We start from the raw sequence: 23,444 nt of genomic DNA, 5'->3' as shown, positions 1-23,444 counted from the left end.
ATATTCTGTTATCATGTAGGTTGATGTTCTTATAAAAGCGTCAAATATACATATTGAGGGGACAGAACGGATGAAAAGATTGAAAGTCGCGATCATGGTTCTTTTGATGACAATGGTAGTATCCAGTATTGCAGTTGTACCCGCTTTGGCAGCAGGTATTCAGGGGAAGGAAATTCATTTTGATGGTGGAGGGGACAGCTTTAAAATTGTTGTTCCTAATTACATCGGGACAAAGGAAATGAAAGTAAATATAGATGGCGAAACTCTTGAATTTGAAGCCATTGTGATGGAGACACCACAAAAGGATACAAAAGGTGGATACCCATTCTATGAGATTTTAACGACGGATAAGAACGCAAATTTTGTTCTTTCCTATCCAGGAATTCTAGGTGAAGGTCAATTAGGTAGTTTTGAAGATCAAGAGTTTACAAATGGCAGACTCGTCTATAATCCTGCGTTTGCTATTGATAAAGATCTAAAAGATATTGTTGAAGGTAAAGTTTTCTCGCTAGATTTTGAGGTTTATGATAAAGAAGGCGAAATGATTTTTGGTACGGACGATCTTTATTTCATATTTGTAAATAAAGATGCGGCAAACACGAAAGTGGGAGAACCAACTGCAAAGGCAGTAGAAGTGAAATTAGCTAAGCCAACAGCTTCTAAAGTGGTTGTGAATGGTAAAGAAGTCGCATTCGAAGCTTACGAAATCGGTGGCAGCAATTACTTCAAATTACGTGATCTTGCACAAGCGATTAAGGGAACGGATAAACAGTTCAGTGTTGAGTGGGATGGAGCGAAGAATGCGATTAGCTTAACGGGCGGCAAGGCATATCAATCGGATGGCAGCGAGCTTGTCGTCTCAGCCAATCCAACTGCTAAAGATGCCAAAGTCACATCAGCTAAAGTATATGTAAATGGGAAAGAGGTTGCATTCCAAGCTTACGAGATTAATGGCAGCAACTACTTCAAATTAAGAGATATCGGCAAAGTGATCGATTTCGGTGTAGCATGGGATGCGAATGCAAACTCAATCGGAATCAATACTTCTATGGGTTATACGGAATAAAGGTATATATTTGCAGCTAACAGCGAAGTGGCAGGTTTGAACATGGAAACAATGTTCGAACCTGCCACTTTTGATTGTTAAAAATAGAATAATCAAAAAATGAGGAACTATAGTTGGTTTCTCTGCGTAATGGAATATATAAGTTACTAAAAACGGAGGTTTTGATATGAATGATATTATTTCATTAATAAAAAGTTTATTTCCAGACACGTTGACAGCAACAATCTATATTTTGTTATCACTAGCATTTGTGTGGCTTTATAAACAATTTCGTACCTATATTGTAGAATATCAAAAAAATACTATAACAAAAACAGAAAAAGCAATTGAGGTTTATTCTGAGTTTGAAGCTGTAATAAGGAAAACATTGAAGGAAAGGTTAGACTTAACTTTAATAGATCAAAGCATTACAAAAGTAAGTTCATACTTACCCTGTGAATTACTAAATGAATTTGATCAGTTGATGGAATGTGAGGATGAAGAAGCTAAATATGATCAATTAAAAAAACTAGGAAAAAAGGTAAGAGATGAGAAGATGCGCTTGAAACATACACAATTTGATTCAGTTACCTACAGAACTAATGGGGGATTTACAGATTTAATTAAGGTCTACTATAAAACTAAACTTTCTACTTTTATAGAACCATTAATCCATACCTTAATAAATTTATTTTTACTATTAATGTCTATTTTGATGACTGGATTAATTGCATATAGCAATGACTGGACTCAAAAAGTATTTATAGTTTCCATTCTAATTGCAGCTATGTTATTTTTTCTACTTATTGATATCATATTTTATGAAGTTTTACTTAAGAAGAGATTCATACATACTATAGTAAATTGGTTAATATTTGGTTTGTTTATTGTAGGATCTTTCTTTGTTATATTTTTGGGACAGTGGTATAGCGGAATCATTATTATTATTGGAATTTTTAGTTATGCTACTTATGTAGCAAAATGTAGTATTATTAAAAAAGGCAATATATTTACTTCAAATTAAGAGATATCGGCAAAGCGATCGATTTCGGTGTAGCTTGGGATGAAAAAGCAAACTCAATCGGAATCAATACTTCCGTGGGTTATACGGAATAAAGGTATTTATCTGCAGCTAACAGTGAAGTGGCAGGTTTGAACATGGAAACGATGTTCGAACCTGCCGCTTTGTATGTTCCACTCTATTTTACAGCCGCAATAATCAAGAACATGGGTCTGCGAAGTTCATCTTTCATCCCCGCAACTGTCTCCAACATTTCTTCTGAAGGTTCTGGCTCACTTACCGCTTTTATTGTAAATCCAGCATCAAGCAATGCATTGAAATACGTGGCGATGGTACGGTGATACTTGATAACATTGTCTGTTAAAAATGAAGTGTTGCGCATGCCCTCAGCTTGGTAGTGATCGACAGGCCAATGCAGATTATTACCTTCATTGTCATAGTGCCAATCTTGTTCATTACGAGATGTGAAGATTGGATGTTCCACGGAGAAAATGAAAGATCCGCCTGGTTTGAGGCAATCGTATACCTTTTTGCAAAGGTCTGCGAAAGCTTCGACATAATGGAATGCAAGTGAGCTTATTACGACATCAAATTGTTCACTTGGAAAGTCGATATCTTCAATCGGCATCTGTAAGTATGTAATAGCGGGATCCGATGTTAACTCACGCGCTTTTTGCAGCATTTTTTCAGAAATATCGACGCCTATAACCGAGCTTGCCTGCTGCTCACGAGCATAAAGACAATGCCAGCCGTATCCACAGCCTAGATCGAGCACACTTTTATCGCGTAGATCAGGCAATAAGGATTGGAATACATGCCATTCCCCAGCAGCTTCTAGCCCATTGATCGAGCGTGACATTTGGGAATAAGCAGAAAAGAACGTATGATCATCGTATTTGTTTTGTTTCATAGGGTTCAACTCCGATTATTGCATAGCTTGTAGATGCTCAGCCAAACGATCCCAAGTTTGTGCAACTCCTTGTTCCATTCCCATATCGATGACAGATTGCAGGGCTTCGGCGGAAGCGTATTTCGCGATATTGATAAGCTTCGTCTTTCCTTCAAACTCTTCAAAAATTAAGTTAATGAGTGAGGAGGGCATGCCTTCTGCTTCATTGCCATCAGCATCTGAGAAGTAGTCGATATAGACGATTTTTTCGCCATCCACAATTTCCTGATAGACACTTTTTCCCCAAGATTCATATCCGAAGAAATCTCCCTGGTTCTCGTCGATGCACTTCATACAGTAATGCCAGATGCCACCTGGACGGAAATCAACATGGCAGACGGAAAGTGTCCAACCGCGAGGGCCCCACCAGTGCTTTAAGTGTTCCGCATCGGAGAAAGCTTTAAATACAAGTTCGCGTGGTGCGTTAAAAACACGCTCTAAGATGAGTTCCTGACCCATTACCTTCGTAATCATTGGATTCGACATTGACTTTACCTCCTAAAAATTTAATTGGAATTGTTCTTTTTGGAATGCAGCTTGTGCAAGTAAGTCTCTAGCTTGTCAAATTGTTCGTTCCAAGTACCGCGGTAAGTATCGAGCCATGCATCCATTTCTTGAAACGGTTCTAATCGGAGCTTGTAGTTCCTACGATTGGCGATTGCTTCCACTTCAACAAGATCAGCCTCCAACAAGGTGCGAAGATGCTTCGAGGCTTGAGGTTGGCGAAGATCAAGTCGGAGAGCAATATCGCCCACACTCATGGGACCATCGAGCAGCAGTTCGACAATACGTAACCGATTGGGTTCTGCCAGTGCGCTAAATGTTGTCATATCCATGATTAAGATGTTCCTTTACTGGATTATTTACATTTATTGTTATTCTATTTAAAATATACTATGCAGAGAATATTCCTGTCAATGAATATTTAAAAAATGCATGACTGCAACCTGTTCACGTCTTTTTGCTGTAATTGTGTTCTATTGAACATTAGATTATATTGAAGAAGGGATAGAGGTGGTAAATATTAGGATTCTAGCAAATAAAACCGTATATGGTCTCGTGTTCATAGCCATTTTTTACATATTGCTGAGAATATTTAAGTTAATTGCTCAAGATATGTTTGTATATTCGATGGCAATGACATCTACGGTACAACTTATTATTTTGTTCTTTCTGGCTTTTGTTTCACTAATTCTGACTGATATTCTTTTAAAAATAATTAAGAAAAAGGAATAAAGCCGACCTCTAGGGGGCGGCTTGTTTTGTTGAATATGCTATTGAATGATTATAGCGGCAGATCACGCTTGCGGAATAGCAAGATGGCAAGTGCGAATGTAACGATCCCAATTGCAACTAGCACCATGCAAGGAACGAGGATATCCCCCTGGCCTTTTACAATATCAGCAGGTCTGTATAGGGAGAAGATAGATAGGTTGCGCATCCAGTCGATCTTGTCGCTTATTTTGCCGAGCAGATCTAGACTGAAGAATAAAAAAGTGATCAAACCCGAGATGCCGAGTGCCTTTTTCTCATCATTGGATAGAGCAGATACGAGGAAGGAGATACCGCTAACGGCAAAGAACAGTAAGAACGCCATCAAGTTCATTTGTATGAATCGCGATGTATCGAACGCATAGGCATCACCGAGGAACCAGGCTTTTCCGCCTAATCCAGCGAGAGTCGTAACCGCGATGATCATGAACAGCCCAGTCACGAGAACGGCAGCTTGGGAGAAGGCAACTTTTCCTCTTGTCGTCGGGGTAGCTAGGATATAGGCCATCGAGCCTTGATCGACCAATTTCGCCATGAGCTGCGTGGAAACTTGGACACATACGATGGCGAGGATCAGAACGAGAATAAGTCCGTAGTATTCGCCTGAGATGAAAGCCTCCGCACTACCGAATCCACTTAAGCTAAAAGCCCTCGCAATTCCTTCTGGCATCGCTTTGACCAGTTCATCAATCGCACTCGCGCTGGTGGCAATGGAAGGGTAGAGTCCGAACATAAGCAGGATATAAAAGGCGGACCCAATAGCAAAATTCATGAAACCCTTTAAGTTCACTTTCATCATTTGTTTATATAAAGTGGTATTCATAGTTCGCTCCCCTTCCGATCATAGTAATTCATGAAGATATCCTCTAAATTTTGTGTAAAAATATCGATGCTGCGTACCTTATACTTTGCCGTCTCCGCAATAAATTGATCATAATTGCCTTGTACAGCAACCTTAACCCGATTGCCATCATGGGAATCAATCCGCAATCCTGAACCAAGGAAGGCAAGAGCATCTGCTTCTTTCTCAAAAATAACTTCAAACAACTTTCGCTGCATGGATTGCAGTTCGTGGATATCTTTAACCGTAATGATGGCACCGTCTTTAATAATTGCAGCGCGGTCGCACGTCCGCTCGATTTCGGGGAAACTGTGGGATGACATGAGGAACGTCTTTCCTCGCGCTTTTTCCTCGAGTACGATCTCGATAAATACCTTTTGCATGAGCGGATCCAGACCCGAGGTTGGTTCATCCAGAATAATGACTGCCGGATCATGCATGAATGCGGCGACAATCCCGACTTTTTGCTTCATGCCTTTGGACATTTTCCGAATCGGTGTCTGGACATCGAATTGCAGGCGGTCGATTAACTGTGTACGTCTGCTGTGGTCCTTCATGCCCTGCATATTGGCCATGAAATCCAAGAACGATTTCCCTGTCATTCCTTCGATAAATGATATTTCGCCAGGCAGGTACCCGATGTATGATTGGACTTTCCCTGGATTGCGCCAAGTATCCAGCCCGTTGATTTCTACATTTCCTTGATCCGGCTTCATGAAGCCCATGATATGACGGATCGTCGTGGATTTCCCAGCCCCATTGGGTCCTAGAAAGCCAAACACTTCGCCCTTTTTCACCGAAAAGGACACATCTTTAATGCCCTTCCCATTTGAAAATGTTTTCGTTAAATGTTGAACGGTTAACATGGGTGCACCTCCAGAAATGAAGAAATGAAATATTATGAATGATATATTTCATATGTTATAATATACCTGTAAAACTATTCCGTCAATCTATTTATGAAATATATTTATGTTCATATTTCAAAATTACATAATGATATGTAAATCTTGCAGGCAAGGAGCACGAACATGAACGGTTTTGAGAAAAGAGCGAATTTAATAAAGGAAAAAATCATGAAAACCACTTTGGAGATGATGCGAACTTCCGATCCGAAGCGGATTCGAATTGCAGACATTTCGAAGGCGGCCAATGTGTCGCAAGTGACGATCTATAACTATTTTGGAAGTAAAGAGGCACTCGTTCGTGAAGTGTTCATGGATTATGTCGATAGGGCGATTGCTGATTTTGAGGCTTACATGAATGAAGATCATACATTTAAGGAGAAGATTGAACATATTATTTTGCAGAAAACGGGGACGTATAGGGAAATTCCACCCCGCCTAATCGGACAGATCATGATGGAAGATCATGAATTGAGCCAATATATCGAGAAGCTGTTCAGTGAGAAAACAGTCCCTCTGACCGTTCAAATCATTCAGGAGGGGAAAGATAGCGGTGAGATTCCAGAGAGTGTGACGGTTGAGGGGGCGTTAGCTTTTATTCAGCTGTATATGAATCAGTATGAGGTCATGCTGGAGATGGCGGAGCGGAGCGGGGATGTAGACAAATTATTTGAGAGTATGGTTCATATGTTCTTCTATGGGATTTGTGGGAAGCCTTAATAGAAATACTTGTCTCAACGCAAAAAGCGTGCAGTCTTAGTAGACTTGCACGCTTTCATATCTTACCGGGATCCGTGTTTACTCGGTGCCTTCCATTCGAGCAAGCTCCTTACGAACGATAGGCACAACTTTCGTGCCGAACAGTTCGATGGAACGCAGCACCTCTTGGTGTGTCATGGTGCCAGCGTTGGCATGTAGGAAGAAGCGAGTGAGTCCAAGGTTTTGGCGAAGCAACACTATTTTCTCAGCGACATATTCAGGATCACCGACATACAACGAACCACGCAGACTGGCTGCATCATCAAACGTAGCACGGGTATAAGGTGCCCAACCACGCTCGCGTCCAATGGTGTTGAACTGTGCCATCATGGCAGGGAAGAGTTTCTCCGCTGCTTGCTCGTTCGTATCTCCAATATAGCCATGAGAGTGGGTGGCGATCTGAAGCTTGCTTGGATCGTGTCCGGCTTCTTTGGCAGCACGTTTATACAGATTAACAAGTGGAGCGAATCGCTCTGGCATGCCGCCAATAATGGCGAATACCACCGGCAGACCCAGAACACCAGCACGAATGGCCGACTCTGGACTACCGCCTGTTGCGATCCATACAGGTAGTGGATCTTGAACAGGTCTTGGATACACACCAAGATTCTCGATCGCAGGGCGATGACCGCCGCGCCAAGTGACTTTCTCCGATTCACGAAGTGCAAGTAGCAGCTCCAAATTCTCCTCGAACAATTCATCGTAATGATCAAGGCTGTGTCCGAAAAGCGGGAACGATTCAATGAATGAACCCCGACCTGCCATAATCTCAGCACGACCATTCGAAATGCCATCAAGGGTTGCAAAGTCTTGGAATACGCGAACAGGATCGGCGGATGATAACACCGTAACAGCGCTCGTAAGTCGGATATTCTTCGTCATTGGAGCTGCTGCTGCAAGGATAATGGCAGGTGCAGAAGCCGCGAAATCAATACGATGATGTTCCCCAATCCCATAGACATCCAGACCGACTTGATCCGCCAATACGATCTCTTCAACCGCATTGCGCAGCCGCTCAGCATGGCTCATCCCTTTGCCAGTTGCGGGGTTGGGCGTTGTTTCTAGAAATGTACTAATACCTATTTCCATAGGTGTTGTTCGTTCAGTCATGAGTTCTGCCCCCTTTTATTTCTATTTTACTAACTTTTAATTAGTTTATCAAGTTTAGTAAGTTATTTATTCATCCTGTAAAATGCAAATAAAAAAACGGCATTGCTGCCGTTTAAGTGTAGACTAGACTCGATGATGGTCTGCACGCCAATTCTTAATCGATTGCTTAATGGATTGAGATGACATGCCTGTCTGAGCCGCCTTTTCACATAACGCAGGATATTCCGCATCGGATGCAAATCGAAGGGCAATAATTTGCCGTAAGCTCAGTCTTGGATCAAGGGGTTTACCCGTGAGCTGGATATGGCGTACGGCCTCTTCATTGCGAATGATCCGATCTTGCAGCTTGGTTGCATATATGCGTGAAAGCGCTGTTAGAAGCACTGCACAAAGGGAGAGAACCGCGAGTAAGATCGAATTGAATTCAAAGTCCTCTTGAAACATCGATACAATAGCAGCGATAAACAGGATGAGGGTGAGCGGAGCAAGTACAAAATGGTACAGCGGATGAAACTTGGCGTGATTGTTATAACTTTGCGGCTTGGGATTACTCATGAATTTCCAACCTCCTTCTTACTTAATTATAACGATACAAAGGGCCATAGTATTCTACTTATTTCCATTATCAACAAAATAATAATAAGAGTATGCTTCATCCTCAGCTTTATGCTATGATACAAACAGTTAAACATCCTACGTTTGGAGGTATGGAGTTATGCTAATCAAAACGACCCGACTCACGTTACCGGAGCAAGTCGTACAACAGATGGAAGCATTAATTGAATCAGGCGAGTGGCCTGTAGGTAAGAAGATACCAAGTGAGCCGGAACTGATGGAGATGCTTAACATTAGTCGCAACTCCTTGCGGGAGGCGGTTAAAGCTCTTACACATACAGGTTTATTGCGAACCAAGCAAGGTGACGGCACTTATGTATGTTCGAATAGTGCATTAGGTACGATGTTTCAAAGACGTTTGCAGAAGACGAGCTTGCTGGATACATTGGAAGTTCGCTTCGCGATTGAACGTGAGGTGGCATGGCTATCTGCCGAGCGCCGTACGGAGCAGGATATGGAGAAGATTCTTTTTTACATGGAACAATGTGAATCTTTGAAAAAGAGTTCCGACCTGAAGCTATATATCGAGGCGGATCTGAAATTCCATCTGGCGATTGTGGAGTCAACGGGGAATCAGATTATGCTGGATCTCTACACCCATCTGATTGATGTTGTAAAAGAATCGATTGTGTCCTTCCTAGGAACATGCTGTCAAAGGCTGCAAACGAACATGCATCAAAAGCTTGTCCAAGCGATTCTGGCGCAGCAGCCTGAACAAGCTGCACTCGCTGTGCAGGAGGACATGAACGAATTACGAAATATTTTCTTGGAGATGAAATAAGACATGAGTAGCGCTTCACAACAGACACCAGGTGTCAAAGCATTTCCCAGTGGAAGCTGGATGCTAATTATTGGAATCATACTAATCGGGGCGAATTTAAGAGCTCCTTTAACATCGGTAGGACCTTTAGTAAGTACAATTCGGGATGCGATGCATCTATCTAATACATTTGCAGGGTTAATTACGACTCTGCCCTTACTAGCGTTTGCGCTGCTTTCTCCGTTCGCGGCTAAGATTGCAAGGCGCTTTGGGATGGCGTCCACATTGCTTGGGGCGCTGATCCTGCTAGTCATGGGAATTGGCGTACGTTCATCCTCGGCATATGCAATTCCATTATTTGTAGGTACAATATTAATAGGCTTGGCTATTTCGATATGTAACGTGCTTATGCCGAGTCTTATTAAGCAAAATTTCTCTCACCATACCGGACTTGTGACAGGAATTTATTCCGTTTCGATGAATTTATTCGGAGCGATTGCTTCAGGTGTCAGTGTGCCTTTTGCAGAACAATTGGGTCTGGGTTGGAAGGGAGCACTTGGGATTTGGTCAGTCTTGGCGTTCGTGTCCATCTTGCTCTGGATGCCACAAATGCGCAGCACCAAGCTTCAGGCAACTGCAACAGTCACCGCCAACGATACGCACGTCTCATTATGGAAATCCCCGCTGGCATGGCAAGTTACCCTGTTCATGGGGATGCAATCGATGATTTTCTATGTCCTCCTTACGTGGCTTCCCTTGATTATGGGTGAGAAAGGTGTAGACGCTAGTTCAGCGGGTTGGATGATGTCGATTATGCAGTTGATTCTGCTTCCATTTACATTTATCGTGCCTGTACTTGCAGGTAAAATGAACAATCAGCGGACGTTGGTTGTACTGACCAGTGTGCTGTTCGGTGTTGGAATCGCAGACATTTGGCTAGGGGACCGCACGTTATTATTGGTATGGATGAGCTTGATCGGGATCGCATGCGGCTTCGCTTTTAGTCTAGCAATGATGTTCTTTTCGCTGCGTACGCAAACCACTTACGAAGCTGCTGAGCTATCGGGTATGGCGCAATCGGTTGGTTATTTACTGGCTGCTGCTGGACCACCGTTGTTTGGATTTTTACATGACGTCACACATAACTGGACATTGCCGCTTGTCATTCTAGTGGTAGCGGACGTCGTGCTGCTCTTCGTTGGACTAGGGGCAGGAAGTAATCGATATATTGGGAAGGTGGAGAGAGGATGAATATCGTAATCGATACACAAGGCAACTCCAAGGTTGCTATTATTGAAAGTTCTGGGCTTGTAATAGGTAGCGTTCAAGATGCGCTTGATCTGATGGCAACAGTGAGTTACACCGATGATTGCAACAAGATCATTCTTAATAAATCGAATATCATAGAAGATTTTTTCGATTTAAGTACGAAGCTTGCAGGTGAAATTTTGCAAAAATATACGAATTATCAAGTGAAAATTGCAATTATTGGCGATTTTAGTGGTTATTCGAGCAAGAGTTTGAAGGATTTCATTTATGAGTGCAATCATGGCAAGCAGGTGTTCTTTTTACAAGATCAACAAGCTGCTCTTCAGACTCTGCACGGTCTGGATTAAGCTAGTTGACGGTCTGTGGAACTTGCCGCTTAAGCTTACGCTGCGTATCTAGCTGCTGCATCATCCAACTTTGGATGCCTTTGGATTGAGAGGTTGCAAACGCTGGATTGGCTAAATTACATGTTTCAAGCGGATCTTCGGTTAGGTTATATAGTTCATATTCGTCCATCTCGGGTGTTGTCTTGATCTGGCCGGTTTCGGTACAATCTCGGATCCCCGGCTGGCTCCAGAATTGAGGATTATCAAAGTAACGGCATAGCTTCCACAGCTGTCTTGTACCCAAGTACGGGATGGTTGTGATGATGGTTTCGATATGATTCGGCTGCACGACAGACGGATAGGGCATACCTAACACATTGATTTGGTGCTGACCGCGGGTAATATCGTCATCTGTCATAAAATAAATCGTCTCATCCGCTATCGCTGCCGGATTCTGATTGTAAATAGCGGAAGAATGATCGCGACCCACAAAGGGCTGAACTTCGCTAAATCGTTCCCGCAAATGGCGATTAATTGCTTCTATATCTACATTCGCAAGTCCGAGCATTGTCGGCAGAAGATCCAAGTGGCTGGTGAGTGCCGTGACATGCTCAGGCTGCGGGAACAATTGCGGATTGTGGATGATAAAAGGAACATGAAGCACCTCTTCGTAGGCACAGTACATTTTCTGATGAAGGTTGCCGTGTGCGCCTAGTAAATCACCGTGGTCAGAAGTGAATAAGACGATTGTATTGTCATAGAACGAGGACCTTGTAAGAGCTTCAAATACGCGCTGCATCTGCTGATCAGCGTTTTTTTGCAATTGATAATAAAGTTTACGGTAATGCTCTTTGTTGGGAATAGGTTGTAACGCGAGCGGGTAGATGTCGCGGTAACTAGGCTGGCAGCGCGGTTTCGTACGAAGTGATTCGTGCAGGGTTGGAGGTGGGGGCACATCCGGCATCGGATCTACCGTGAACTGAAACGTAGGAACTTGCTCAGCGATCGCGCCATACAGCACAATGTCATGTGGATTCACGAAAGAGGCGACGACAAGCCAGGGTGGAGCATTCGGATCTTGCTGCTGGTTACGGTCGAGTGTATCAAGGAGCTCCACGGTTTCTGTACCGTATACGACATCTCGGCCACTTAGTCCTATTGCTGCAGAGGAAGCGGAGTTGCGCGGGTCTCTGCCGTGAGGTTCAGGTCCGATCCAACTAGAGAAACCAAAGTCGTCTAATCGATTGGCGCGATCATATAATTGCTCCCGATCCAGATTAGGGACACCGGTAATGGCGTCGTAACTGTTTAAGCTGTCATGTGTGCCGGGAATGATAATATCCTCATATGAGATATGCCATTTCCCCTTGTAATAGGTCTGGTACCCTGCCGCACGAAAATAATCCCCCATTGTAGGCACGGTATTGCGTTCCAGCCAGAACATGTCGGAGTCGAAAGCTTGTTTGGCAATGCCAGTGGTTTGGGTGACGCCATGCAGCGAGGGGTAATGCCCTGTGAATAGGGTGGCACGACTCGGGCTGCATGCCGCACTACCGATGTAATGCCGATGAAACTCCATCCCATGCTCTTTTAAAAGCTGCTGTGTGGGGAGATTTAGCTTTCGCCATTCATGCATTTCTGTACTTTCATAGACAGGCGGATATCGCTCTTCATCGACAATGATGACGAGAAAGTTAGGCTTTTCAAGCTTCATGCATACACCGCTCCTAGGTTCATTTTTACCATAAGTTATGTGTGGGAGCGCCCGAATAGTAGCTTCATGCCGATCATTCTCCTTTAATTAAGTCATAAGTTACGCACATCGGTTTCAGGGTACGTGGATCATATCCGATCTGAGCGTCAATCTGGAACACTTCTTTTAGTACATCGCGATCGATCACTTCTTCACAAGTTCCAGCTTTAACAATCTGCCCGTCCTTGAGCGCAATCATATAGTCAGCAAAGCGTGCTGCTTGGTTTAAATCGTGTAATACCATGACAATCGTGCGCTCTTGCTCTTGATTTAACTTTTGTAAAAGCTCCAATACCTCAAGTTGATGCGCCATATCGAGGTAAGTAGTGGGTTCATCCAGGAAAATAATTTCCGTCTGCTGAGCCAGCGCCATTGCAATCCACACCCGCTGTCTCTGTCCGCCTGACAAAGCATCAATAGATCGATCCTTGAATGAATGGGTTCCTGTAACTTCGAGTGCCCAGTCAATGACCTCAATATCTTGAGCGGTTAACCGTCCGATGCCGGACTGATAAGGAAATCGTCCGTACGATACAAGCTCGCCAACCGTTAAGCCACTTGCGCTCTCTGGCGTTTGCGGCAGAATGGCCATCTTCTTCGCCAGCAGCTTGGTGTTTTCTTTGGCAATACTTGCACCATCTAGAATAATCGCCCCCGATTGATGCGGAATAATACGAGTAATGGCTTTGAGCAGTGTTGACTTACCACAACCGTTTGCTCCGATAATCGTCGTAATCTTTTTATCTGGAATGTGTACGCTAAGATCTTTTACGATGAAGCGTTCGCCATAGCCTATTGTCAGGTCATCCGTGTACAAGCGAACCATGAATCCATCAGCCTCCTTCAAATTGTAAAGGCACTTAAAAAATGATATTGATAATCATTATCAAACAAAACACTCTAATAACATAATTTGATTGCTGAAATTTGTCAATATATTCTTGTCACATGCAAAAATTAGCATCTTGACTTTAAAACTTTCGCTATATATAATTTCCATTAAATTGAAAACACTTCAAAAGCAATGATGAGAAAGAGTACTTTCGTAACGTCTTTAAACAGAGAGCTCCGGCAGCTGAAAAGGAGTAAAGAAAAAGCGAGGGGAATATGGTCTTGGAGCTGCGCATCGAAACCCAATTGGGGTGTAGGCTGCGCCGGAACCCGCATCCGTTAACGTGCTAGGGTATACACGCGTATTTAGCGTCGTACCTGAAGAGGGGAATGCCGTGAGGCGTTTACTAGAATTGGGTGGTACCACGTGAGCATACAGCTCTCGTCCCTTTGGGATGAGGGCTTTTTTTGTATTCTTTTTTAATAAAAAGGAGGAAGATCCGTATGGGAAATATTTTTATTGGTGGCGCTTGGCCGTATGCGAATGGTCCGCTTCACTTAGGGAGATTGGTGAGTCTACTGCCGGGGGATGTCATTGCTCGTTATTTCCGCGCTAAAGGCGAGCATGTATTGTACGTATCTGGTAGTGATTGCTATGGGACTCCGATTGCGGTTCAAGCCAGCCAACAAGGCGTGTCGCCGAGTGAGATTGCAGATCGATTTCATCAGGAATTTATCGATTGCTTCCAGAAGCTTGGTTTTACTTATGATCTCTACACGCGCACAGATCAGCCTTTTCATCAAACTGTTGTTCAAGATGTTTTTCGACAGCTCTTGGAAAAAGGATACTTGTACCCGAAAACGATTCTGCAGACGTATTGTGAGACGGACCAGCTATTCCTGCCGGATCGCTATGTGGAAGGCACCTGTCCCGTGTGCGGCAAGCGTGCGAGAGGAGATCAATGCGAGTATTGCTCGACTTTACTAGACCCAGCCGAACTGACAGATAAATGGTGCAAGATTTGTGGGAATGTGCCTGTGGAACGCCCGACGGCGCATTATTATTTGGCATTATCTAAGTTTCAAGCGGAGTTAGAGAAGTATGCGGGTCAAGCGCAAGGGTGGAAGGATAATGCGGTGCAGCTAACAAGGCGTTATTTATCGGAAGGGCTTCAAGATCGTGCGGCAACACGTGATTTAACTTGGGGTGTAGATGTGCCGGTAGCAGGGTTCGAGGGGAAGAAGATTTATGTCTGGATTGAAGCGGTCAGCGGGTATTTATCGGCAAGTAAAGAGTGGGCAGCGCGGACAGGTGGTAGTTGGGAGTCATTTTGGAAGGAAGGGGTGAAGCCGATTACTTCCTATTATGTGCATGGTAAAGATAATATCCCATTTCATACACTGATATGGCCTGCACTGCTAGAGGGTATAGGGGGTCTTCATTTGCCGGATCGCATTATTTCCTGTGAATATTTGACGCTTGAAGGTGAGAAGTTCTCCACAAGCCGCAACTGGGCGGTGTGGGTGCCAGATTTACTCAGCCGTTATGATCCGGACTCGATTCGTTATTTTCTCATTGCGAATGGACCTGAGAAGCGGGATGCGGATTTTTCTTGGCGTGAGTTCATTTACAGCCATAATGGGGAGCTGCTGGGTGCTTTCGGTAACTTTGTGAATCGGACACTCACATTTATTAACAAGTCGTTTGATGGGCGCGTGCCAGATGGTCTTTTTGAAGAAGAATGGGCGGGGGATCTGGAACAGCTCTATGTTAACGCAGGCGCTTTAATAGAAGGGGGTCACCTCAAAGCTGCGTTAGAGTTGATATTCACCACCGTACGCAAAGCAAACAAATACATCGATGAACAAAAACCATGGGCACAACTCAAGGAAAGCCGTAAAGCAAGCGAGTATACCTTGCATACATGTGTGCAAATTATCGCGAATTTAGCGAATCTGCTGCAGCCGTTTATTCCTTTTTCCTGTGATAAGATTAGAGGGTTTCTCTCGCTGGATCAGCCGTCGTGGCAGTTGATTTCAGTTGCTGCAAACAAGGAGATAGCGAACCTGCAGCTCCTTTTCGAACGCATAGATGTGAAACGGATTGAGGAGGAAACAGAGGAGTTAAAGAAGAAGTCAGGTATATAGTTTCAGAACACATATAGGTAGTAGTCTGGGGAAGGTGGCACACTTTGAACAAAACAGATCGATTGCTTGCGATATTAATTGAACTGCAGCGCAATAGCGTGACACGGGCAGAAGACTTGGCGGAACGATTCGAGACAAGTGTGCGGACGATTTATCGGGATATGCAATCGCTCAGCGAGGCGGGCATTCCTATCGCCAGTATGCCTGGGATTGGCTATTCGTTGATGGAGGGGTATTTCCTGCCTCCTGTGAGCTTTACAGTGGAAGAAGCCGTGGCTCTTCTTATCGGTGCGGATTTCGTTGAGAATGCTTTTGATGCCAATTATGGGGCGCAAGCGGTATCCTCACGGAGCAAAATCGAAGCCATTTTACCCGAGCAAGTTCGTAGTGAGACGAATCGAGTGCGTACTTCAATCCGACTGCTTGCTGATCATCGATCTAGAATGCATCGAGGGGAAAAGGCTTATTTTCAAACGCTGCATCAAGCCATATTAGGTAGACGGAAAGTTAAAATCCATTACTCGAAGAATACGTCCCATGCAGACGATAATCGTCACAGTATACGTACAATTGCTCCTTATGGGCTTGTTTTTGCCTATGGTTCGTGGGTGCTAATCGCAAATTGTGAGCTAAGGGGAGATATACGCCATTTTCGCTTGTCACGCATGACAGACTTGATGATATTGGAAGATACCTTTCCGTTTCCTGCTAACTTTCACTTGCAAGATTATAAGCCAGCTGATGATCGGCATGTAATCGTACGTATTCAAGTACGGCCGGAGATTGCGGATCGGGTGAAGGAATCACAACATTTTTATATGGAATCGGTTGAGGAGAATGAGCAGGGTTTATTGGTGACTTGCCGTGTCAGACAACCGGAGGAATTACTGCTATGGCTGCTGGGTTGGGGGGCTGGTGTCGTCGTACTAGAGCCTTTATCGCTGCGAAATCAAATGCGTGAAGAAGTTGAAAAAATGCTTAAACACTACTGACATACTGTTGTCAGTAGCGGTTTCATATACTTACATTATCCAAGAACAAGAGGAGCTGTGTAAAACGTATGAACACATTAACAACTCAAATTTTGCAGCAATTAGAAGAAACGACGAATCACTATTTGCAGGAAATAGACGGTTTCACTATGGAACAATTGACCCATGTCGAACATGAAGATGAATGGTCGTTAGGGCAGATGTACGTGCATCTCGTGAATTCAGCACTTTATATGCAGCTTCGCAATGCCGATCAATGTTTGTCACAAAGTGGAGATGCCGTTATCTTTACGGGTGAACCCACTGAGGCATGGAAGACGATGCAAAATATCGGCGGATTCCCGCCCATTCAAATTCAAGTACCATCCTCTCCGCAATATACACCATCGCAGCCAGAGAGCAAGGAACAGATTGCTGCCGGACTACAAACTGTACTTATGCGTATGAAGGAGACTGCACCTAAGCTAGAACAGGCAAATCTGCAATATAAAGTCGCTCATCCAAGACTTGGCCCTTTACATGCGCGGGATTGGTTCAATCTGGTGGAGATGCACTACCGTCATCATTTGCTGCAAGAAGCGCGATTGAAGAGCAAGTTCGTTACCTCATCCAATTAAAAGAGATGCAATTGTACAAGGGAGCCCCGGATCAGGGCTCTCTTTTGTTAGGATGGCTTACGATGGCAGTACGTTACCCTTGTTTTCATAAATAGATTCTGGGACAATAATAAACAGACTGAATTTAAAGTTTTGAAAAGAGGATAACGACAATGAAAGCTTCCATATATGGACTAACGATGGATCAATTAACGCAATGGTTATTGGAACGTGGGCATAAAAAATTCCGAGCTTCCCAAGTATGGGACTACTTATATCGCAAGCGGGTTACGAATTTCGCTGACATGACAGAGGTCAATCCGGCCTGTATGGCGTTGTTAGCAGAACATTTCTCGATTCAGACGCTAGATGTAAATACCAAGCAAGAATCTGCAGATGGCACGGTGAAGTTTCTATTTAACTTGAGTGACGGCAATCTGATTGAAACCGTATTGATGCGGCAAAAGTACGGCCTATCTGTGTGTGTGACGACACAAGTGGGTTGTAATATCGGATGCAGCTTCTGCGCAAGCGGGTTGTTAGCGAAAAGCCGCGACTTATCTAGCGGTGAAGTGGTCGAGCAGTTGATGAAAGTGCAGCTTTACCTCGATCAGGCAGGAAAAGGCGAAAAAGTGAGCCACGTGGTCGTAATGGGCATTGGCGAACCGTTCGATAACTATGACAACTTGGTTGATTTTCTACGTACGATTATCGATCACAAAGGACTTGCTATTGGTGCGCGTCATATTACGGTATCGACAAGCGGTATTCCTGACAAAATCCAAGCGTTCGCAGATAATCAGATGCCAGTCAACTTAGCGGTATCGTTACATGCGCCGAATAACGCATTGCGTACGAAGATTATGCGAATTAATCGTGCATATCCGATTGAGAAATTGATGGAAGCTGTAGACTATTACTTGGCCAAAACGAAGCGTCGTCTGACGATCAGCTACATTTTGCTGAAAGACGTCAATGATCAGAAGGAGCATGCGCTTGAACTTGCTGAGTTATTGGCAGATAAGCGTAGTCTCACGAATGTGAATCTGATCCCCTATAACCCAGTAGATGAACTCGATCAATATCAACGCAGCGATCAAGAGACGATTCGAGCTTTTTATGATGTATTGAAGAAGCAAGGAATTAGCTGCAGCGTGCGTCTAGAGCATGGAACAGATATTGATGCAGCCTGCGGTCAATTACGCAGTAAGCAGATGAAGGATGCGAAGAACGAAACATGAATATGTGGTACAAACTATTTTTGTATATCCACATTATAAGTGCGATTACGTCCATTGGACCGTTCTTTATCTTATTACCGATGTTGGCTAAGCTGCGTACGGCTGAGCTTGCAGCGCGGAATGCGTATTTGGATACATTCCGCTCTGCCAATCGTCTGGCGAAACATATGGGACATGTCTTAGTTGCTTCTGGCATCGGACTTGTCCTTATTGGGCATTGGTCGTGGAGCACATCCTGGATCGTGATAACGCTGGCGCTATTAGTAGGTTCTTCACTGTTCTTGGTAAGAGCCTTCTCACCGAAACTTCGAAAGTTCAATGAGCCTGATCTTGATGTGGAGAAGGTTGTACAGGCACTAAGACGTGCGACTTGGACGTACCTGATCCTCCTTCTAGTCATGCTCTGGTTCATGGTAACGAAGCCTGAACTTTGGTAGATGAATGTTGCTAGATTAGGACTGGGGTATTGCAATTTATATGGGCAAACAAATGTTCGAAATTTTAGATGGAAATCAATAAATTGATCATGAAAATCGTATAGTTTAATGATAGACGTTGTGCTATGATCATTCATGTGGGTCATTTTGCGGCCACAGAAGGAGGAATGAAAATGTCACATGTTATTTTAAACACAGCTGAGACAGTCCATAATATGGTGTTAAGAACCGTACAGTCAATCCCAGAGGAAGTGTTCGATATCCAGCCTGCTGGGTTTAACAACACAATCAGATGGCAAGTGGGTCACATTGTAAGCTGCTTGGAGTATTTCTTCTCAGCAAGATTACCTTTACATTCTAATCTTCCAGAAACATATAACGGCTTATTCGGAACAGGTTCAAGACCATCCAATTGGACAGAGACGCCACCATCCAAGGATGAGCTTGTTCAGTACTTATCTGCACAATTAAGCGCTATATCTGAGGCATCTCCAGAAGTGCTTGAAGAAACATTACCACAGCCTGTGGTATTGGGACCTATGACTTTCCATACTTTTGGCGAGTTGATTAACTTTGCTGTTATTCACGAAGCGATTCACTTGGGAACGATAAAAGCTTTGGTAAGTTTAACTTCAGTTAAATAATGATTTTTAACTTATAGAGCGTGTTCAAAAAGTCGAACGGAGGAGAAAAGAAGCAACTGTAGGATATTCTTACGATGTAACATTTTCCTTCGGAAAAGTTTTGTCGCCTTTTACGATTTCAACAGCGACCTCAAGGGTTTTCCGTAGGAAAACTTGCTTCGGAAGCATATGCTTAGTGCTTCTTTTCTCCGAAGTGATCAGACTTTTTGAACACGCTCTTATAGTAATAGAAGGCCGTTAGAGCGTTACTACTCTAATGGCTTTTTTCGCCCAGTTTATATTTTGACTATTCATAATTTATACAAAAAGAGGTGGAATGATTGTCGTTTGTTATTCGATTACAGTGGTTTTTCAAACAAAGATGGGGAAGATATGCCATTGCAATTCTATTCATGGCAGGGGTGAGTTTACTATCCACGATCCCTCCCAAAATGATAGGAAGTACGATTGATCATATTAAGAATGGGAATTTAACTTCAGAAGATTTAACGCAAACCGTGTTTATTCTAGTCGGACTTTCTCTGCTTTTGTATGTGATGACGTATATTTGGCTCACAACGTTGTTTGGTAACTCAGCGTTAATAGAAAGATTGCTCAGAGGAAAATTACTTGCTCATCTGACAAAAATGACGCCGGGATTTTTCCAACGTAACAGCACAGGTCAATTAATGGCACTGGCAACCAATGATGTACTTGCGATCGGTCAGACAGCGGGATACGGTGTGATGACAATCGTGAATACACTTGTTGGAGCATCTGTCGTCATTACGATGATGGTTACGTTCATTGACTACAAATTAATGCTTGCCGCCCTTATCCCACTGCCTTTCTTAGCGGTTGTCATTAATATACTGGGTAAGAAGATTCGTACACGTTTTATAGCGGCACAAGCAGCTTTTGGCAAAATGAACGATCATGCGCTTGAATCAATCTCGGGTATTCGGGTTATTCGTTCCTATGTGCAGGAAGATCATGATTTGAATGCTTTTGATACAGTAACTTCGGAAGTGATGAATAAGAATAAGAAGGTATCGATTCTGAATGCTCTTTTCCAACCTATGATCACATTGATCGTTGGGATTAGCTTTTCGATTGGAATTGGATATGGTTCTTATCTTGTTATTCAAGGGGATATTTCACTCGGACAGCTTATTTCTTTTAACATCTACTTGGGTATGTTGATTTGGCCGATGATTTCTTTTGGTGAGTTCATTAACGTACTGCAGCGGGGAAGTGCTTCGGTAGACCGATTGGATACTTCACTCTCTCAAAAGGCCGACTTAGAGGATGTAGATGCTCCAGTTGAACTTGGTGATTGTGTATCAAGCATTGAAATGAAGCAGCTCACCTTTACGTATCCAACTGCCAATCAGCCGAGTCTAATCGATGTCTCTTTCCGATTGGAACGGGGGCAAACACTTGGGATTGTAGGTCGTACAGGGAGTGGGAAGAGTACACTGCTTAAGCAGCTATTGCGCCAATATGCGGTCGATCCAGATACACTGTTTATTGCCGATGTTCCGATTGAGCAAGTTAGAATCGAGCAGATGAAAAGTTATATTGGCTATGTGCCACAGGAGCATATGCTGTTATCGAAATCTATTCGGGATAATATTGCACTTGGCAAGCCAGATGCAACGCCTGAAGAGATCGCCAAAGCCATTGAGATGGCTTCTTTTACACAAGATATTGCTCAGATGCCAGAAGGTTTAGAGACCATCGTCGGGGAAAATGGCGTCATGCTCTCTGGTGGTCAGAAGCAGCGGGTCGCCATTGCGCGTGCCCTTCTTATTGATGCAGAGATGCTGCTGCTTGATGATGCACTATCTGCGGTTGATGCAAGGACAGAAAGCCGTATTTTACATCAGATTCGAATGGAGCGCGCAGGTCGTACGACTCTAATCACGACTCACCGATTGTCAGCAGTGAGTCATGCGAATTGGATTCTGGTACTAGATGAAGGACGCATTATTGAAGAGGGTACTCATGAAGAGTTGATGATGCTTGGCGGATGGTATAAAGAACAATGGGAACGTCAGCAGATGGAAGCAAGTTTGGAAGAATAGCAAGACCCTAAAGGAGGTGTATGGATGCCAAAGCAATCCACGTCAAGAAGACTTATTTCGTATGCACTTGTTTACAAATATAGAATTATCGCTGCCCTGCTCATTTTGTGTATCTCAGTAGGTGCGGAGCTGTGCGGGCCTTATATTACCAAGATGATTATTGACCAATATCTTGCATCTGATGCTCCTAAGTTATCGCCTATTCTGGGGCTGCTAGGGATATACTTATTGCTTTTAGTCGTAGGAAGTATCAGCACTTTTACACAATCTTATATGCTACAGTCTACTGCCTTGCAAATTATTAAAAATATGCGGATGGATCTCATGACACATATTCAGCGCATATCCTTGCGTTACTTCGACAATACCCCGATTGGGCAAGTCGTATCAAGGATTGCGAATGATACAGAGGCTGTTCGTGATTTGTTCATGAGCTTCATGGCGACTTTCGTCGTCAGCTTTGTTCAGTTATTGGGTATTTATGTGGCGTTATTTACACTTGATGCACGCCTTGCGCTGATTTGTTTAATTTTGCTGCCTATTTTCGCGCTCATTATGAAGGTGCATCTAAAATACTCCAAGGTATTCATCACCATTATGCGTGCACGGTTAAGTGATATGAATGCGAAAATTAACGAATCTATCGTCGTAATGCCTATTATTCAAGCGTTCCGCAGAGAAAAGAAAACGTTAGAGGAATTTGAGGAACTCAATAACGACCGTTATGTGAACCAGATCAAGCAATTCAGGGTATTCGCGCTATCTTCTCGTAACATTGTAGGGACGATTGGGAGCTTGGTGATGGCGATGGTCATCTGGTATTTTGGTCGGGATGCGCTGCAAGCAACCATATCATTTGGCGTATTCTATGCTTTTGGTGATTACGTGGGACGGATTTTCCAACCGATTATCGGGATCTTCGATCAAATGACCAATGCCCAGCGTGCGTTCGTATCGGCGGAGAAGGTATTTGCGATTATGGACATAGAGGGCATGGAAATTGAGAAAACGGACCAAGTCAAACGACCTGAGGGTGTAGTGAAGTTCGATAACGTATCATTTGCTTACAAAGAAGGCGATAACGTTCTGAAGCAGATTTCGTTCGAAGCACGTAAAGGGGAAACCGTTGCATTGGTCGGTCATACCGGCTCAGGTAAAAGCTCAATTATGAACTTACTGCTCGGTTTCTATGAACCCGGATCAGGGCAGATCACGATCGATGGACGGGATATTACGACTTATTCCAAGCAGGCCTTGCGTAAGCATATGGGCATTGTGCTGCAGGACCCGTTCCTTTTTGCAGGGGATATTAAATTTAACGTAAGCCTCTATAACCCGAATATTACATTGGATGATGTCAAAAAGGCACTGCAAGACGTAGGTGCAGATTCCTTCGTGGAGCAGTTGCCTAATGGCTATGACGAGCCTGTGGTGGAGCGGGGAAGTACACTATCGTCTGGACAACGGCAGCTCATTTCTTTTGCTAGAGCGCTTGCGTTTGACCCCTCGATCTTGATTCTAGATGAGGCGACAGCGAGCATCGATAGTGAGACAGAGGGCTTGATTCAACAGGCACTTAAGGTCGTGAGTGAAGGAAGGACAACGTTCATTATTGCGCACAGATTGTCCACGATTCGTGAAGCGGATCAAATTCTCGTCCTCCATCGTGGTGAAATTGTCGAGCGAGGCAACCACGATGAGCTGATGGCACTTGAAGGTCGTTACTTCAAGATGTATCAACTGCAAAAAGGTGGAGAAAAATCGAGTGCACCGGTGGTAAGTTCAGTGTCGAAATAATCGATTTAGGAAGTGACAGGCTCTTGTTGCATGGAAATGCTTGCTTCGGGTACATTATGGTACAATG

Annotated in this window: 23 protein-coding genes and 1 other annotated feature; of the genes, 14 read left to right on the top strand and 9 right to left on the bottom strand. The window is 43.7% G+C overall.

What is annotated here, in order from left to right:
* Nucleotides 1-70 precede the first annotated feature (70 nt).
* Nucleotides 71-1,066 carry a hypothetical protein gene (locus ACSBOP_RS20690; RefSeq protein ID WP_442602368.1) on the top strand — a complete coding sequence of 332 codons (996 nt, stop codon included), beginning with the start codon at nt 71-73 and terminating at the stop codon, nt 1,064-1,066.
* Between the two features lie 166 nt (nt 1,067-1,232).
* Nucleotides 1,233-2,069 carry a hypothetical protein gene (locus ACSBOP_RS20685; RefSeq protein WP_442602367.1) on the top strand — a complete coding sequence of 279 codons (837 nt, stop codon included), beginning with the start codon at nt 1,233-1,235 and terminating at the stop codon, nt 2,067-2,069.
* A gap of 175 nt (nt 2,070-2,244) precedes the next feature.
* Here the strand turns inward: ACSBOP_RS20685 and ACSBOP_RS20680 are convergent, their stop codons facing one another.
* From ACSBOP_RS20680 to ACSBOP_RS20660, 5 genes are all read right to left on the bottom strand, one after another.
* Entirely contained in the window at nt 2,245-2,976 is a 732-nt protein-coding gene (locus ACSBOP_RS20680) for a class I SAM-dependent methyltransferase (RefSeq protein WP_442602366.1), read from the bottom strand.
* Between the two features lie 15 nt (nt 2,977-2,991).
* Entirely contained in the window at nt 2,992-3,501 is a 510-nt protein-coding gene (locus ACSBOP_RS20675; protein WP_442602365.1) for an SRPBCC domain-containing protein, read from the bottom strand.
* Between the two features lie 20 nt (nt 3,502-3,521).
* Nucleotides 3,522-3,851, bottom strand: coding sequence for an ArsR/SmtB family transcription factor (locus ACSBOP_RS20670; RefSeq protein ID WP_442602364.1), 330 nt, complete (start codon nt 3,849-3,851; stop codon nt 3,522-3,524).
* Nucleotides 3,852-4,300: 449 nt separating this feature from the next.
* Nucleotides 4,301-5,110 carry an ABC transporter permease subunit gene (locus tag ACSBOP_RS20665; protein ID WP_442602363.1) on the bottom strand — a complete coding sequence of 270 codons (810 nt, stop codon included), beginning with the start codon at nt 5,108-5,110 and terminating at the stop codon, nt 4,301-4,303.
* Nucleotides 5,107-5,994 (bottom strand): ABC transporter ATP-binding protein, encoded by an 888-nt coding sequence (locus ACSBOP_RS20660; RefSeq protein ID WP_442602362.1) that lies wholly within the window; start codon nt 5,992-5,994, stop codon nt 5,107-5,109. The genes ACSBOP_RS20665 and ACSBOP_RS20660 overlap by 4 nt, the downstream gene beginning before the upstream one ends.
* 165 nt (nt 5,995-6,159) lie before the next feature.
* Here ACSBOP_RS20660 and ACSBOP_RS20655 point away from each other — a divergent pair, with 165 nt between their 5' ends.
* Entirely contained in the window at nt 6,160-6,753 is a 594-nt protein-coding gene (locus tag ACSBOP_RS20655; RefSeq protein ID WP_442602361.1) for a TetR/AcrR family transcriptional regulator, read from the top strand.
* A 78-nt stretch (nt 6,754-6,831) separates the two neighbouring features.
* Here ACSBOP_RS20655 and ACSBOP_RS20650 read toward each other — a convergent pair whose 3' ends face one another.
* Both ACSBOP_RS20650 and ACSBOP_RS20645 read right to left on the bottom strand, forming a co-directional pair.
* Entirely contained in the window at nt 6,832-7,902 is a 1,071-nt protein-coding gene (locus ACSBOP_RS20650) for an LLM class flavin-dependent oxidoreductase (RefSeq protein ID WP_442602360.1), read from the bottom strand.
* A gap of 123 nt (nt 7,903-8,025) precedes the next feature.
* Complete coding sequence (locus ACSBOP_RS20645) at nt 8,026-8,457, bottom strand: DUF6526 family protein (protein WP_442602359.1); 432 nt, start codon at nt 8,455-8,457, stop codon at nt 8,026-8,028.
* A 160-nt stretch (nt 8,458-8,617) separates the two neighbouring features.
* Here ACSBOP_RS20645 and ACSBOP_RS20640 point away from each other — a divergent pair, with 160 nt between their 5' ends.
* From ACSBOP_RS20640 to ACSBOP_RS20630, 3 genes are read left to right on the top strand one after another with little or no spacing between them, the layout of a single operon-like run.
* Nucleotides 8,618-9,298: a FadR/GntR family transcriptional regulator gene (locus ACSBOP_RS20640; protein WP_442602358.1), complete on the top strand. Its 681-nt coding sequence runs from the start codon at nt 8,618-8,620 to the stop codon at nt 9,296-9,298.
* Between the two features lie 3 nt (nt 9,299-9,301).
* Complete coding sequence (locus tag ACSBOP_RS20635) at nt 9,302-10,528, top strand: CynX/NimT family MFS transporter (RefSeq protein ID WP_442602357.1); 1,227 nt, start codon at nt 9,302-9,304, stop codon at nt 10,526-10,528.
* The gene (locus tag ACSBOP_RS20630) at nt 10,525-10,893 is read left to right on the top strand and encodes a DUF4180 domain-containing protein (RefSeq protein WP_442602356.1); all 369 of its coding nucleotides are present in this window, start codon (nt 10,525-10,527) and stop codon (nt 10,891-10,893) included. Before ACSBOP_RS20635 ends, ACSBOP_RS20630 begins: the two co-directional genes overlap by 4 nt.
* A 1-nt stretch (nt 10,894) precedes the next feature.
* On the opposite strand, the gene ACSBOP_RS20625 is transcribed toward ACSBOP_RS20630, so the two are convergent.
* Both ACSBOP_RS20625 and ACSBOP_RS20620 read right to left on the bottom strand, forming a co-directional pair.
* On the bottom strand, nt 10,895-12,586 hold the full coding sequence (locus ACSBOP_RS20625) for a sulfatase-like hydrolase/transferase (protein ID WP_442602355.1): 1,692 nt from the start codon (nt 12,584-12,586) through the stop codon (nt 10,895-10,897).
* Between the two features lie 73 nt (nt 12,587-12,659).
* Nucleotides 12,660-13,451, bottom strand: coding sequence for an ABC transporter ATP-binding protein (locus tag ACSBOP_RS20620; RefSeq protein ID WP_442602354.1), 792 nt, complete (start codon nt 13,449-13,451; stop codon nt 12,660-12,662).
* A gap of 189 nt (nt 13,452-13,640) precedes the next feature.
* Nucleotides 13,641-13,909 (top strand) — a binding site (T-box leader).
* A gap of 51 nt (nt 13,910-13,960) precedes the next feature.
* Between ACSBOP_RS20620 and metG the strand changes: the two genes are divergently transcribed.
* The 8 genes from metG to ACSBOP_RS20580 all read left to right on the top strand — a co-directional run bounded on the left by metG (nt 13,961) and on the right by ACSBOP_RS20580 (nt 23,377).
* Nucleotides 13,961-15,604 carry a methionine--tRNA ligase gene (metG, locus tag ACSBOP_RS20615; protein WP_442602353.1) on the top strand — a complete coding sequence of 548 codons (1,644 nt, stop codon included), beginning with the start codon at nt 13,961-13,963 and terminating at the stop codon, nt 15,602-15,604.
* Nucleotides 15,605-15,648: 44 nt separating this feature from the next.
* Complete coding sequence (locus tag ACSBOP_RS20610) at nt 15,649-16,596, top strand: helix-turn-helix transcriptional regulator (protein WP_442602352.1); 948 nt, start codon at nt 15,649-15,651, stop codon at nt 16,594-16,596.
* Nucleotides 16,597-16,664: 68 nt separating this feature from the next.
* Nucleotides 16,665-17,213, top strand: a complete 549-nt coding sequence (locus ACSBOP_RS20605) for a DinB family protein (RefSeq protein WP_442602351.1) — start codon at nt 16,665-16,667, stop codon at nt 17,211-17,213.
* A gap of 152 nt (nt 17,214-17,365) precedes the next feature.
* On the top strand, nt 17,366-18,433 hold the full coding sequence (gene rlmN, locus ACSBOP_RS20600; RefSeq protein WP_442602350.1) for a 23S rRNA (adenine(2503)-C(2))-methyltransferase RlmN: 1,068 nt from the start codon (nt 17,366-17,368) through the stop codon (nt 18,431-18,433).
* A 2-nt stretch (nt 18,434-18,435) separates the two neighbouring features.
* Entirely contained in the window at nt 18,436-18,870 is a 435-nt protein-coding gene (locus tag ACSBOP_RS20595) for a hypothetical protein (protein ID WP_442604547.1), read from the top strand.
* A 173-nt stretch (nt 18,871-19,043) separates the two neighbouring features.
* On the top strand, nt 19,044-19,514 hold the full coding sequence (locus ACSBOP_RS20590) for a DinB family protein (protein WP_442602349.1): 471 nt from the start codon (nt 19,044-19,046) through the stop codon (nt 19,512-19,514).
* A gap of 320 nt (nt 19,515-19,834) precedes the next feature.
* Nucleotides 19,835-21,580 carry an ABC transporter ATP-binding protein gene (locus ACSBOP_RS20585; protein ID WP_442602348.1) on the top strand — a complete coding sequence of 582 codons (1,746 nt, stop codon included), beginning with the start codon at nt 19,835-19,837 and terminating at the stop codon, nt 21,578-21,580.
* A gap of 24 nt (nt 21,581-21,604) precedes the next feature.
* On the top strand, nt 21,605-23,377 hold the full coding sequence (locus tag ACSBOP_RS20580; protein ID WP_442602347.1) for an ABC transporter ATP-binding protein: 1,773 nt from the start codon (nt 21,605-21,607) through the stop codon (nt 23,375-23,377).
* Nucleotides 23,378-23,444 lie beyond the last annotated feature (67 nt).

It is taken from the genome of Paenibacillus sp. KN14-4R, from assembly GCF_052180255.1.
In the GTDB taxonomy this organism is placed as follows: Bacteria; Bacillota; Bacilli; order Paenibacillales; family NBRC-103111; genus Paenibacillus_AM.
Note: the sequence above shows the minus strand (reverse complement) of the source record. Positions and strands in the feature narration are given on the sequence as shown.

Excerpts from the sequence above, each read along its gene's own strand:
- ACSBOP_RS20690 (WP_442602368.1), top strand. The coding sequence starts at position 71 with ATGAAAAGATTGAAAGTCGCGATCATGGTTCTTTTGATGACAATGGTA.
- ACSBOP_RS20685 (WP_442602367.1), top strand. The coding sequence starts at position 1,233 with ATGAATGATATTATTTCATTAATAAAAAGTTTATTTCCAGACACGTTG.
- ACSBOP_RS20680 (WP_442602366.1), bottom strand. The coding sequence starts at position 2,976 with ATGAAACAAAACAAATACGATGATCATACGTTCTTTTCTGCTTATTCC.
- ACSBOP_RS20675 (WP_442602365.1), bottom strand. The coding sequence starts at position 3,501 with ATGTCGAATCCAATGATTACGAAGGTAATGGGTCAGGAACTCATCTTA.
- ACSBOP_RS20670 (WP_442602364.1), bottom strand. The coding sequence starts at position 3,851 with ATGGATATGACAACATTTAGCGCACTGGCAGAACCCAATCGGTTACGT.
- ACSBOP_RS20665 (WP_442602363.1), bottom strand. The coding sequence starts at position 5,110 with ATGAATACCACTTTATATAAACAAATGATGAAAGTGAACTTAAAGGGT.
- ACSBOP_RS20660 (WP_442602362.1), bottom strand. The coding sequence starts at position 5,994 with ATGTTAACCGTTCAACATTTAACGAAAACATTTTCAAATGGGAAGGGC.
- ACSBOP_RS20655 (WP_442602361.1), top strand. The coding sequence starts at position 6,160 with ATGAACGGTTTTGAGAAAAGAGCGAATTTAATAAAGGAAAAAATCATG.
- ACSBOP_RS20650 (WP_442602360.1), bottom strand. The coding sequence starts at position 7,902 with ATGACTGAACGAACAACACCTATGGAAATAGGTATTAGTACATTTCTA.
- ACSBOP_RS20645 (WP_442602359.1), bottom strand. The coding sequence starts at position 8,457 with ATGAGTAATCCCAAGCCGCAAAGTTATAACAATCACGCCAAGTTTCAT.
- ACSBOP_RS20640 (WP_442602358.1), top strand. The coding sequence starts at position 8,618 with ATGCTAATCAAAACGACCCGACTCACGTTACCGGAGCAAGTCGTACAA.
- ACSBOP_RS20635 (WP_442602357.1), top strand. The coding sequence starts at position 9,302 with ATGAGTAGCGCTTCACAACAGACACCAGGTGTCAAAGCATTTCCCAGT.
- ACSBOP_RS20630 (WP_442602356.1), top strand. The coding sequence starts at position 10,525 with ATGAATATCGTAATCGATACACAAGGCAACTCCAAGGTTGCTATTATT.
- ACSBOP_RS20625 (WP_442602355.1), bottom strand. The coding sequence starts at position 12,586 with ATGAAGCTTGAAAAGCCTAACTTTCTCGTCATCATTGTCGATGAAGAG.
- ACSBOP_RS20620 (WP_442602354.1), bottom strand. The coding sequence starts at position 13,451 with ATGGTTCGCTTGTACACGGATGACCTGACAATAGGCTATGGCGAACGC.
- metG (WP_442602353.1), top strand. The coding sequence starts at position 13,961 with ATGGGAAATATTTTTATTGGTGGCGCTTGGCCGTATGCGAATGGTCCG.
- ACSBOP_RS20605 (WP_442602351.1), top strand. The coding sequence starts at position 16,665 with ATGAACACATTAACAACTCAAATTTTGCAGCAATTAGAAGAAACGACG.
- rlmN (WP_442602350.1), top strand. The coding sequence starts at position 17,366 with ATGAAAGCTTCCATATATGGACTAACGATGGATCAATTAACGCAATGG.
- ACSBOP_RS20595 (WP_442604547.1), top strand. The coding sequence starts at position 18,436 with ATGTGGTACAAACTATTTTTGTATATCCACATTATAAGTGCGATTACG.
- ACSBOP_RS20590 (WP_442602349.1), top strand. The coding sequence starts at position 19,044 with ATGTCACATGTTATTTTAAACACAGCTGAGACAGTCCATAATATGGTG.
- ACSBOP_RS20580 (WP_442602347.1), top strand. The coding sequence starts at position 21,605 with ATGCCAAAGCAATCCACGTCAAGAAGACTTATTTCGTATGCACTTGTT.